Source organism: Salinarimonas sp., from assembly GCF_046292825.1.
Classification (GTDB): domain Bacteria; phylum Pseudomonadota; class Alphaproteobacteria; order Rhizobiales; family Beijerinckiaceae; genus Salinarimonas.
Window position 1 is genome coordinate 1 of the sequence record NZ_JBKBQG010000075.1, and the last position, 9873, is coordinate 9873.

At 73.5% G+C, this 9873-nt stretch carries 14 protein-coding genes; 11 read left to right on the top strand and 3 right to left on the bottom strand.

All coding sequences use genetic code 11. From position 1 onward, the window contains the following. Positions 1-717: 717 nt before the first annotated feature. The gene (locus ACK4UM_RS20240; protein ID WP_409802651.1) at positions 718-1953 is read left to right on the top strand and encodes a phage major capsid protein; all 1236 of its coding nucleotides are present in this window, start codon (positions 718-720) and stop codon (positions 1951-1953) included. A gap of 36 nt (positions 1954-1989) precedes the next feature. On the opposite strand, the gene ACK4UM_RS20245 is transcribed toward ACK4UM_RS20240, so the two are convergent. Continuing rightward, positions 1990-2949, bottom strand: coding sequence for a S1 family peptidase (locus tag ACK4UM_RS20245; RefSeq protein ID WP_409802652.1), 960 nt, complete (start codon positions 2947-2949; stop codon positions 1990-1992). Then, complete coding sequence (locus ACK4UM_RS20250; RefSeq protein WP_409802653.1) at positions 2940-3689, bottom strand: S1 family peptidase; 750 nt, start codon at positions 3687-3689, stop codon at positions 2940-2942. Before ACK4UM_RS20250 ends, ACK4UM_RS20245 begins: the two co-directional genes overlap by 10 nt. A 32-nt stretch (positions 3690-3721) precedes the next feature. Here ACK4UM_RS20250 and ACK4UM_RS20255 point away from each other — a divergent pair, with 32 nt between their 5' ends. The 7 genes from ACK4UM_RS20255 (at position 3722) to ACK4UM_RS20285 (ending at position 6852) form a co-directional block, all read left to right on the top strand. After that, complete coding sequence (locus ACK4UM_RS20255; protein WP_409802654.1) at positions 3722-4294, top strand: head-tail connector protein; 573 nt, start codon at positions 3722-3724, stop codon at positions 4292-4294. Positions 4295-4297: 3 nt separating this feature from the next. Further along, complete coding sequence (locus ACK4UM_RS20260; RefSeq protein ID WP_409802655.1) at positions 4298-4642, top strand: phage head closure protein; 345 nt, start codon at positions 4298-4300, stop codon at positions 4640-4642. Then, on the top strand, positions 4639-5076 hold the full coding sequence (locus tag ACK4UM_RS20265; protein WP_409802656.1) for a DUF3168 domain-containing protein: 438 nt from the start codon (positions 4639-4641) through the stop codon (positions 5074-5076). Before ACK4UM_RS20260 ends, ACK4UM_RS20265 begins: the two co-directional genes overlap by 4 nt. Before the next feature lie 11 nt (positions 5077-5087). Further along, on the top strand, positions 5088-5498 hold the full coding sequence (locus ACK4UM_RS20270; protein WP_409802657.1) for a phage major tail protein, TP901-1 family: 411 nt from the start codon (positions 5088-5090) through the stop codon (positions 5496-5498). 169 nt (positions 5499-5667) lie between these two features. Beyond that, entirely contained in the window at positions 5668-6036 is a 369-nt protein-coding gene (locus tag ACK4UM_RS20275) for a gene transfer agent family protein (RefSeq protein ID WP_409802658.1), read from the top strand. After that, on the top strand, positions 6033-6227 hold the full coding sequence (locus ACK4UM_RS20280; RefSeq protein WP_409802665.1) for a phage tail assembly chaperone: 195 nt from the start codon (positions 6033-6035) through the stop codon (positions 6225-6227). Before ACK4UM_RS20275 ends, ACK4UM_RS20280 begins: the two co-directional genes overlap by 4 nt. A 16-nt stretch (positions 6228-6243) precedes the next feature. Continuing rightward, complete coding sequence (locus tag ACK4UM_RS20285; RefSeq protein ID WP_409802659.1) at positions 6244-6852, top strand: phage tail tape measure protein; 609 nt, start codon at positions 6244-6246, stop codon at positions 6850-6852. Between the two features lie 263 nt (positions 6853-7115). Here the strand turns inward: ACK4UM_RS20285 and ACK4UM_RS20290 are convergent, their stop codons facing one another. After that, positions 7116-7355: a YdcH family protein gene (locus tag ACK4UM_RS20290; protein ID WP_409802668.1), complete on the bottom strand. Its 240-nt coding sequence runs from the start codon at positions 7353-7355 to the stop codon at positions 7116-7118. Positions 7356-7476: 121 nt separating this feature from the next. Between ACK4UM_RS20290 and ACK4UM_RS20295 the strand changes: the two genes are divergently transcribed. From ACK4UM_RS20295 to ACK4UM_RS20305, 3 genes are all read left to right on the top strand, one after another. Continuing rightward, positions 7477-8112: a TIGR02217 family protein gene (locus ACK4UM_RS20295; protein WP_409802660.1), complete on the top strand. Its 636-nt coding sequence runs from the start codon at positions 7477-7479 to the stop codon at positions 8110-8112. A gap of 162 nt (positions 8113-8274) precedes the next feature. Next, complete coding sequence (locus ACK4UM_RS20300) at positions 8275-9147, top strand: DUF2163 domain-containing protein (RefSeq protein WP_409802661.1); 873 nt, start codon at positions 8275-8277, stop codon at positions 9145-9147. Further along, entirely contained in the window at positions 9144-9569 is a 426-nt protein-coding gene (locus ACK4UM_RS20305; RefSeq protein ID WP_409802662.1) for a peptidase P60, read from the top strand. Before ACK4UM_RS20300 ends, ACK4UM_RS20305 begins: the two co-directional genes overlap by 4 nt. The last annotated feature ends 304 nt before the right edge of the window (positions 9570-9873 follow it).

Below are 9873 nucleotides of genomic sequence, written 5' to 3' on the forward strand. Positions count from 1 at the left end.
CTCGGGGGAGTTCCGGCGAATGGGCCGAGCATGCCTCGCTACCCACTCCACGGGCCCGACCGCCCCCCACCCTTTATCCCTCCCCGCCGCTTCGCGGGGGGAGGGGGGCGTTTGCGTCGAGGTTTTTCTTCCGCCGATCGCCTCGCGCGACGTTCGATGCAGGCCGCGACGGAATTCCCCTCCCCCTGCGCAGCGGCGGGGAGGGGTTAGGGGTGGGGGGTGGTGGGGCTTGTGGATCGGTTCGCGAGGGCGTTCCGGCGGATGGGCCGAGCATGCCTGTCGACCCGCTCCATGGGCCCGACCGCCCCCCACCCATACCCTCCCCGCCGCTTCGCGGGGGGAGGGGGCGTTTGCGTCGAGGTTTTTCTTCCGCCGATCGCCTCGCGCGACGTTCGATGCAGGACGCGACGGAATTCCCCTCCCCCCGCGCAGCGGCGGGGAGGGGTTAGGGGTGGGGGGTGGTGGGGCTTGTGGATCGGTTCTCGGGGGAGTTCCGGCGAATGGGCCGAGCATGCCTCGCTACCCACTCCACGGGCCCGACCGCCCCCCACCCTTTATCCCTCCCCGCCGCTTCGCGGGGGGAGGGGGGCGTTTGCGTCGAGATCTTTCCTCCTCCGATCGTCTCGCGCCGCGGGCCCCACCCGACCTCGTTCGCCTTCGGCTCCGAGGCCACCCTCCCCTCCGGGGAGGGATTTCTTTTCCACGAAAGGAAGCATCATGCACGAGATCGAGACGAAGTCGCTCGACGCGAAGGTCGCGTTCGAGGAATTCGCGCGGGCCTTCGAGGCCTACAAGGAGGAGAACGACGGGCGGCTCGCCGAGCTCGAGACCCGCGGGCGGGTCGACGTGCTCGTCGAGGAGAAGCTCGCGCGCATCGACGCGTTCCTCGACGAGCAGAAGGCGCGGGCGGACCGGCTGGCGCTCGCCCGTCAGCGTCCGCCGCTCGCGAGCGAGGAGGGCAAGAGCCTCGACCCGATGATGGCCGAGCACCGCGCGGCCTTCGATCTCTACGTCCGCTCCGGCGAGACGGCGGGGCTGAAGCGGCTCGAGGCGAAGGCGCTCTCGGCGGGATCGGGGCCGGACGGCGGCTATCTCGCGCCGCCCCAGGTGGAGCGGGAGGTGCTGCGCCGGCTCGCGACCCTCTCGCCGATCCGCGCGATCGCGGGCACCCGGACGATCTCGACGGGGCTCTACAAGATCGCGCACGCCGTCTCGGGCGCGGCCTCGGGCTGGGTGTCGGAGACGGCGGCGCGGCCGCAGACGGATTCGCCCGTCCTCGTCGAGCTCGCCTTCCCGGCGATGGAGCTCTACGCGATGCCGGCCGCGACGCAGACGCTGCTCGACGACGCGATCGTCGACATCGACCAATGGATCGCCGACGAGGTGGAGACCGCCTTCGCCGAGCAGGAGGGCGCCGCCTTCGTCTCCGGCAACGGGGTCGGCCGGCCGCGCGGCTTCCTCGCCTACGACGTCGTCGCCGACGCCTCCTGGGAATGGGGCAAGATCGGCGTCGTGCCCTCCGGCGCGGCCGGCGCCTTCGTGACGTCGAACCCGTCCGACCGGCTCGTCGACCTCATCTACGCGCTCAAGAGCGGCTATCGGCAGAATGCGGTCTTCGTGATGAACCGCAAGACGCAATCGGTGATCCGCAAGTTCAAGGACACGACCGGCGCCTATCTCTGGCAACCGCCGGCGGGGCCCGGGCAGCAGGCGAGCCTGATGACCTTCCCGCTCGTCGAGGCCGAGCACATGCCCGACATCGCCGCGAGCTCGCTCTCGATCGCCTTCGGCGATTTCCGGCGCGGCTATCTCGTCGTCGACCGCATGGGGGTGCGGATCCTGCGCGACCCCTATTCCGCCAAGCCCTACGTCCTGTTCTACACGACGAAGCGCGTCGGCGGCGGGGTGCAGGATTTCGGCGCGATCAAGCTGATGCGGTTCGCGACGGCGTGATCGCGAGCCCGGTCCCTCGCCGATCGGCGGGGGGCCTCAGCGCGATTCGCCCCCGGTGTGGAAACCGGGATGGATCTCGAGCGGCGCCGGGGTCCCGGAGGGGACGACCCGGTCGAGCTGGCGGATGGCGGTCTCGATCCAGCGCACGTGCGGCACGACCGGGGTGACGGCGGTGAGCCCGCCGCAGGCGGCCTCGCCGGCGCCGGTGAAGGCGCCGCTCGACCAGCTGACGATGCCGACGAGCCGGTAATCGCCGGGATTGCCGGAGAGGAGAGGCCCCCCCGAATCGCCCTGGCAGGCCCCCGCGCCCGGGCGCTCGCCGAGCCGCTCGGGATCGGCCGCCATCAGCATCGTGTTGCCGAGCCGCGCCTCGCCGATCACGGCGAGATAGGTCAGCCGCAGGGTGCGGGCGGTGCGCTTCTCGCCGAAGCCGGTGGTGCCGAAGCCGGCAATGGTGACGTCGTCGCCCGCGCGGGCGGCGGCCACCCGGTCGAGCGGCAGGGGCTTGAAATCGGGCCCGAGCGGCCGCTCGATCTTGAGGAGCGCGAGGTCGACGCCCGGCTGCTCGCGCGGGCGGATCCCCTCGCGGAAGGTCTGGTGCAGGACGCTGCCGGTGACCCGCACCGAGCGCTGCTGCATCGAGGGATCGACCACGTAGACCTGGTAGCGGGTGTCGACGAGGACGCAATGGGCGGCGGTGAGAACGATGTCCTCGCGCACGAGGACGCCGGTGCACAGCTCGCCCTGCGCGCTCTCGACCCGCACCACCATCTCGCGCAGCCCGTCGGCGGGCGTCGCAGTGCGGCCGCGGGTGATGGCCTGCGCGTCGGAGGCCGAGAGAGCCGCGCCCGACAGCGCGCCCGCGACCGCGAGGGCCGCCGCGGCGAGACGCTGCGCGCGCGAGGCGCGCCGGGGGGAGGGGAGGCCGGCCATGCTCGCATCTTGCGCGCTCGCGGCCAGGCTCGCAAGCGTGGCCGCGGGGTCTTTCAGCGCCATCGAGCGCTCCGTCCCCAGCTCGCGAGCGTCGCGTCGAGGAAGCCGCGCTGGGGGCCGAGCAGGATGCCCTGGCTCAACGAGCCGCAGGCGCGCGCCCCCTCGCCGCGCGTCCAGGAGGTCAGCGCGAAGACGGCGTCGCCGCGCAGGATCGGCCCGCCCGAATCGCCGTGACAGGCCCCGGCGCCGCGCCCCGACAGCCACACCAGGATGCGGCTCGGCCCGTAAGGCTCGACGACGTCGAGCGTCGCCGCGCGAAAAGTGCCGCTCGTGAGACCGCGCGCGTCGCTCTCCGTCTCGACGCCGAACCCGGCGAGCACGACCCGCTCCGCCGCAGGAGCGGCGGACGCGTCGAGGAGGGCCGGGACGAAGCGGGCGGGCAGCGGCTCGGCGAGGCGGGCGAGCGCGAGATCGATGGAGCGGCGCCGCGTCTCGATGGCGCGAGGGTCGTAATCCGGATGGACGACGATGGCGGCGATCGCGGCGAGGACCGGCTCGCCCCGCTCGTCGCGCCAATGCGCGCGGTATTCGGCGGCGCCGGTGAGGCAATGGGCGGCCGTCGCGATCACGTCGGGCGCGAGGACGATCCCCGAGCAGACGCCGCCGTTCGACGACAGCACCATCAGGCTCGCGCGCTCGATCGCCGCCTCTCCGGGCGCGCCGCCGACGACGGCTCCGGCCGCGCCGGGGAGAACGAGGCACGCGGCGAGCGCGGCCGCGAAAGCGAGCTTGTCCGAGAACACGATTCTTGGCCCCGATCCGGGAGAGTGACACGATGCTTCCCCTATATCTCGCCGGCCCCGCCGTCGAGCCCGTCGCCGTGCCCGAGATGCGGCTGTGGCTGCGCATCGAGGACGAAGCCGAAGACGCGCTGCTGGCCGCGCTCATCAAGGCCGCGCGCCTCGTGATCGAGGCGACGACGCGGCTCACCCTGCTCGAATCGACCTGGCGGCTCGCGCTGCCGCGCCTGCCGTCCGACGGCGTGGTGCGGCTGCCGCTCGCGCCGGTGATCCGGATCGACGCGGTGCGGCTCTACGACGGGGCGGGCGTCGCGACGCTCCTGCCCGCGAGCGCCGTGCGGCTCGAGGCGCGGGCCGAGCCGCCGCGCGTGACGATCGCCGCGCCTTCGGCCGAGGCGACCGCGGGCGGGGTCGAGATCGACCTCGCGGCGGGTTTCGGGACGCAGCCGGGGGCGGCGCCGGCGCCGCTCGTCCAGGCGCTGCGGCTCCTCGTCGCCCATTGGTACGAGAACCGGGGCGATCTCTCGGCGGAGGGCGCGCGCGCGTCGGGGCTGCCGGCCGAGATCCTGGCTCTGATCGCGCCCTATCGGCGCCTGCGGATGGGGTGAGCCATGCTGCGCGAGCCCACCACCCGCACCCGCATCGGCGCGCGCCGGTGCCTGTTCACCCTCGATCTGCCGCAGGAGACGCCCGACGGCTTCGGCGGCGTGATCCGTGCCTGGCAGCCCGGACCGCGCCTGTGGGGCGCGATCGAGGCGCTCGGCCTCGACGAGCGCGAGCGCGCCGGGCGGCCGGAAGAGGCCGTCACCCATCGCGTGCGCCTGCGCCACCGGGCCGATCTCGACGGCCGCATGCGCCTCACGCTCGGCGCCCGCCGCTTCCGCATCCGCGCCGCGACCGATCCCGACGGCGCGCGCCGCGAGACCGTCTGCCTCGTCGAGGAGATCAAGCCATGAGCGGGTCGGGACCCATGATAGCCGGACCGATCCTCGCTCTGCGCAACGCGATCCTCTCGGCTCTGGCGGGCGATTCGGCGCTCGCGGGGCTCTTCGGCGGCGAGGTCCGGCTCTCCGACGAGCCGCCGCGCGGCTCTCCGCCGGTCTACGCGGTCTTCGGCCGCGTGATCGCGCGGGAGGCCTCCGGCACCGAGGTGCGCGGCCACGAGCAGCGCGCCGAGATCGCGGTCCACGCCAAGCCCGGCTCGGCGGCGACCGCGCTCGCGATCGTCGACCGGATGGCGGCGCTCCTCGACGATTCCGCCCCCGCCGTGCCCGGCCACCGCCTCGTCTCGCTGAGCGTCGCCGAGACGGGCTGCGTACGCGATGCGAGCAGCGGCGCCGCGCGCGCCTGGCTCGTGCTGCGAGCCGTCACCGAGATCATCGAGACGTGAAGGAGGCCGGCATGGCCGCTCAGAAGGGCAAGGACCTCATCGTGAAGCTCGCCGACGCGAACGGCGCCTTCGTCACCGTCGCGGGCCTGCGCGCGCGGCAGATCGCGCTCAATTCGGACGTCGTCGACGTCACCCATGCCGAGAGCGCGGGGCGCTGGCGCGAATTGCTCGCGGGCGCGGGCGTGCGCCGCGCGGCGCTCTCGGGCTCCGGCGTGTTCCGCGACGCCGCCTCCGACGCGCTCGTGCGGGCGGTGTTCTTCGAGGGCGCGATCCGGGCCTGGCAGGCGATCGTGCCGGATTTCGGGATCCTGTCGGGGCCGTTCCAGATCGTCGCGCTCGAATATCGCGGCGAGCACGCCGGCGAGGTGACGTTCGAGATCGCGCTGGAATCGGCCGGCGAGATCGCCTTCGCGGCGTTGTGAGTGCGCACATCCCTCCCCGTAGGGGAGGGTGGCCCCTGAGCGGAGCGAAGGGGTCGGGTGGGGCCCGACGTTCGGAGGATGATCGCCACCCGGGCCCCACCCGGCCGTTCTCGCTGCGCTCGAACGTCCACCCTCCCCTATGGGGAGGGATTTTTCGGAGAACATCCCCATGACCCATCCACACGGCCCTGCGCGGCGGGGCGACGTGTCGCTCGTGATCGACGGCACGACCTATCGGCTGCGCCTGACGCTCGGCGCGCTCGCGGAGCTCGAGGCGGCGCTGGGAGCGGGTGATCTGGGCGCGCTCGCGGAGCGGCTCGCGGCGGGGCGGCTGTCGAGCCGCGATCTCGTCGCGATCCTCGGCTGCGCCCTGCGCGGCGGCGGGCATGCGATCGACGACGCGCACATCGCGGCGCTGCCGATGCCGGACGGGATCGCGCCCGTGGCGGAGGCGGTGGCGGCCGCGCTCGCGATCGCGTTCGGCGCGGGCGAGGAGGCCTCCGCCTCCGCCCCCCCTCCGATGGCGCGGACGGCCTGAGCCGAGCCGCGCCGTTCCCCTGGGACGAGGCCCTGCGCTTCGCGCTCGGCCGGCTCGGTTGGAGCCCGGACGCGTTCTGGAGCGCGACGCCGCGCGAGCTCGCGCTCGCGATCGCGGCGCATGCGCCGGCGCGCGCGGACGCGCCCACCCGCGCCGACCTCGCCGCCCTGATGGCGGCCTTCCCCGATTGACGACAGGAGACCTGCGATGTTCGGCCCGGCCTCACCCTTCTCCGGCGATCCCGGCGGGGGCCTCGTCCCGCGCGAGGCGGCGCGCGAATTGCGCGATCTCGTCGACCTCTCGGACAAGCTCGGAGCGAGCCTCACCCGCACCTTCGTGAACGGGGCGATCCAGGGGCGACGGCTCGACGACACCTTGCGCCAGATGGCGCGATCCTTCGTCGACATGTCGCTGAAGGCCGCGCTCGCGCCGCTGCAGCAGAGCCTCGCGGGCGGCGTCTCGTCGCTCCTGCAGGGCGCGATCGGCGCGATCTCGGGCGGGATCGGCGGTGGGGGAGGGGGCGTGCCGTTGCCGCCGATCAGGCCCTTCGCGAAAGGCGGCGTCGTCGCGGCGCCGAGCTATTTCCCGATGCCGGGCGCCATCGGGCTGATGGGCGAGCGCGGCGCGGAGGCGATCCTGCCGCTCGCGCGCGGGGCGGACGGGCGGCTCGGGGTCGCGGGGCCGGGCGGAGACGCGCGGCCGGTCAGCGTGCACGTCCACGTCTCGACGCCGGACGCCGAGAGCTTCCGCCGCTCCGAGGCGCAGGTCGCCGCCGCCATCGCCCGCGCGGTCGCGCGCGGGCGCCGGGCGAGCTGAGGCGAGATCGAGGCGAGCCTCTCTCTCCGAGGGCTGTCATCCCGGGCCGCGAAGCGGACCCGGGACCCATACGCTCCGACGATCGTTCGAGCGCGCATGCCGCGCTCGCTGCGCTCCATGAAAGCGTGGATCGTCGGAGAAACGCAGCCTATAGGCTGCGAAATAAGCGTCGCGGGTATGGGTCCCGGATCGCCTTCGGCGTCCGGGATGACAACCCTCAGATGGATTTTCAGGACGGAGAGGGCGGCGCCGCTAGGGCACCCTCAGGCGGCCGCGAGCATCGCGGCGATCTCGTCCTTGAGGTGCATGCGCTTGCGGCGAAGCTCCTGCTCGACTTCCTCGGAGGTCGGCTCGACGCGCGTCTCGATGCGGTGAATCTCGCGGTTGACCTCGTGATAGGTCTCGGCGAGGCGCGCGAAATGGGCGTTCGTCGTCTTCAGAGCGTGGATCTTCTCCGCGGCTTCCGGGAATTCCTCGGCGAGCTCGTGGGGGACATGGCTCATCATCGATCCTTTCGTTTTCCTCCGGCGACCGCGCCGCGCGAGCCGCCGAGACGGACCTTAGCGGGGGCGCGGACGCGCCACTTTGCGAAAGGTCAATCGAGCCGGGGAGGGGGGCGCTTTCATGCAGGATTTCCACGAGGTCCGCTTTCCTCTCGACGTCGCGCTCGGCGCGCGCGGGGGGCCGGTGCGGCGCACCGACATCGTCGCGATGGCGTCGGGGCGGGAGCATCGAAACGCGCGTTGGGAGGCCTCGCGGCGGCGCTACGACGCGGGACTCGGCGTGCGCAGCCTCGACGCGCTCGCGGTCGTGATCGCCTTCTTCGAGGAGCGGCGCGGGCGGCTCGTCGGCTTTCGCCTGCACGACCGCACGGACGCGAAGAGCTGCGCGCCCTCGGCGACGCCTGCGCCCGGCGACCAGGCGCTCGGCACGGGCGACGGCGCGCGCACCGCGTTCCAGCTCGTGAAGAGATATGGCGGCGCGCATCTGCCGTGGGTGCGCACGATCGCGAAGCCCGTCGCGGGCTCGGTGCGGGTCGCCGTCGCGGGCGTGGAGCTGATGGCGGGGCTCGAATTCGCGGTCGACGCGACGACCGGCCTCGTGACGCTCGCGACCCCGCCTCCCGCGGGCGCGAGCGTCAGTGCGGGCTACGCGTTCGACGTGCCGGTGCGCTTCGACACGGACGCGCTCGAGATCGATCTGTCGGCTTTCGCGGCGGGCGCGGTGCCGCAGATCCCGATCGTGGAGATCGTGCCGTGACTCCCTCCCCGTAGGGGAGGGTGGCCCCCGAGCGCAGCGAGGGTGTCGGGTGGGGCACGACGCTTGGCGCGAAATCTCAACCCGGGCCCCACCCGGCCTGTCTCGCTCCGCGCGCCAGTCCACCCACCCCAACGGGGAGGGATTTCTCCCCGGAGACCTTCCATGCGCACCATACCTCCCGGCCTCGCCGCCAGGCTCGGCGGCGGGGCGACGACGCTTGCGCGCTGTTGGCGGCTCGAGCGGCGCGACGGAACCGTGCTCGGCTTCACCGACCACGACCGCGACCTCGCCTTCGAGGGCACCACCTACCGTGCCCGCACCGGGCTCGAGGCGGCGGAGGCGACGAGCGAGCTCGGCTTCGCAGTCGGGGGAGGGGAGGTGGCGGGTGCGCTCGTCTCGGCGGGGATCACGGAGGCGGATCTCGTGGCGGGGCTCTACGACGACGCGCGCGTCGAGACGCATCTCGTCGACTGGTCCGCGCCGCAGCATCGCCTCCTCCTCGACGTGGCGACGATCGGCGAGGTGCGGCGCGCGGACGGGGCCTTCGTCGCGGAATTGCGCGGGCTGATGCACCGGCTCGACGAGGAGCGCGGGCGCGTCTTCCGCGCGACCTGCGACGCGGATCTGGGGGATGCGCGCTGCACGCTCGCGATCGCGCCGGCGAGCGCCGCCGTAACGCGCACCGACGGGGCGCTCTTCGTCGAGGCGGCGGGGCTTTCCGGCTACGCGCCCGACCATTTCGCGCGCGGGCGGCTCGTCTTCGACACGGGCGCCAATGCCGGGCTCGCGGTCGAGATCCGCGCCCATCGCGCGGGCGGGCTTCTCGATCTGTGGCAGCGCGCGCCGCGGACGATCGCGACGGGCGACGTCTTGCGCGTGACGCCCGGCTGCGACAAGAGCCTCGCCACCTGCCGCGACCGCTTCGGCAACGTCGCGAATTTCCGCGGCTTCCCGCACATGCCCGGCAACGACGCCGTCCTGCGCGTGCCGCGCCAGGGCGAGCCCGGCCTCGACGGCGGGAGTTTCTTTCGATGATCGCCGACCCGGACCGCGTGATCGCGCAGGCCCGCGCCTGGCTCGGCACGCCCTATGCGCACCAGGCCTCTCTGAAAGGCGTCGGCTGCGATTGCCTCGGGCTCGTGCGCGGCGTCTGGCGCGAGCTTCTGGGTCCCGAGCCGATCGCGCCCGGCCCCTACACGCCCGATTGGGCCGAGGCCGCGGGCCGCGACGCGCTTACCGAGGCCGCACGCCGCGTGCTGGTGCCGCTCCCCGAGATCGTGCCGGGCGCCGTCCTCCTGTTCCGCTGGCGCGAGGGCCTGCCGGCCAAGCACTGCGCCATCGCGACCTCGCCCGACACGATGATCCACGCCCACGACGGCGCCTGCGTCTGCGAGGTGGCGCTGGCGCCGTTCTGGCGGCGCAAGGTGTCGGGGGTCTTCGGGTATCCCTCCCCGTAGGGGAGGGTGGACGTTCGAGGCGAAGCCGAGAACGGCCGGGTGGGGCCCGGGTGGAGGATGTCCTGCAAGCGTCGGGCCCCACCCGACCCCTGTCGCTGCGCTCCAGGGGCCACCCTCCCCTCCGGGGAGGGATGAAGAGGGGAGAGCATCCCAATGGCAACGCTCGTTCTGCAGACCGCGGGCGCCGTGATCGGCGGGGCGGTGGGGGGGCCGTTCGGGGCGATGGTCGGGCGGGCGCTCGGCGGGCTCGCGGGGGCGGCGATCGACAACGCGCTCATCGGCGGCACGCGCGGGACGGCGCGCA

Bases quoted from the DNA above. Each gene is read 5' to 3' on its own strand.
- ACK4UM_RS20240 (WP_409802651.1), top strand. From the start codon at position 718: ATGCACGAGATCGAGACGAAGTCGCTCGACGCGAAGGTCGCGTTCGAG.
- ACK4UM_RS20245 (WP_409802652.1), bottom strand. From the start codon at position 2,949: ATGGCGCTGAAAGACCCCGCGGCCACGCTTGCGAGCCTGGCCGCGAGC.
- ACK4UM_RS20255 (WP_409802654.1), top strand. From the start codon at position 3,722: ATGCTTCCCCTATATCTCGCCGGCCCCGCCGTCGAGCCCGTCGCCGTG.
- ACK4UM_RS20260 (WP_409802655.1), top strand. From the start codon at position 4,298: ATGCTGCGCGAGCCCACCACCCGCACCCGCATCGGCGCGCGCCGGTGC.
- ACK4UM_RS20265 (WP_409802656.1), top strand. From the start codon at position 4,639: ATGAGCGGGTCGGGACCCATGATAGCCGGACCGATCCTCGCTCTGCGC.
- ACK4UM_RS20270 (WP_409802657.1), top strand. From the start codon at position 5,088: ATGGCCGCTCAGAAGGGCAAGGACCTCATCGTGAAGCTCGCCGACGCG.
- ACK4UM_RS20275 (WP_409802658.1), top strand. From the start codon at position 5,668: ATGACCCATCCACACGGCCCTGCGCGGCGGGGCGACGTGTCGCTCGTG.
- ACK4UM_RS20285 (WP_409802659.1), top strand. From the start codon at position 6,244: ATGTTCGGCCCGGCCTCACCCTTCTCCGGCGATCCCGGCGGGGGCCTC.
- ACK4UM_RS20290 (WP_409802668.1), bottom strand. From the start codon at position 7,355: ATGAGCCATGTCCCCCACGAGCTCGCCGAGGAATTCCCGGAAGCCGCG.
- ACK4UM_RS20295 (WP_409802660.1), top strand. From the start codon at position 7,477: ATGCAGGATTTCCACGAGGTCCGCTTTCCTCTCGACGTCGCGCTCGGC.
- ACK4UM_RS20300 (WP_409802661.1), top strand. From the start codon at position 8,275: ATGCGCACCATACCTCCCGGCCTCGCCGCCAGGCTCGGCGGCGGGGCG.
- ACK4UM_RS20305 (WP_409802662.1), top strand. From the start codon at position 9,144: ATGATCGCCGACCCGGACCGCGTGATCGCGCAGGCCCGCGCCTGGCTC.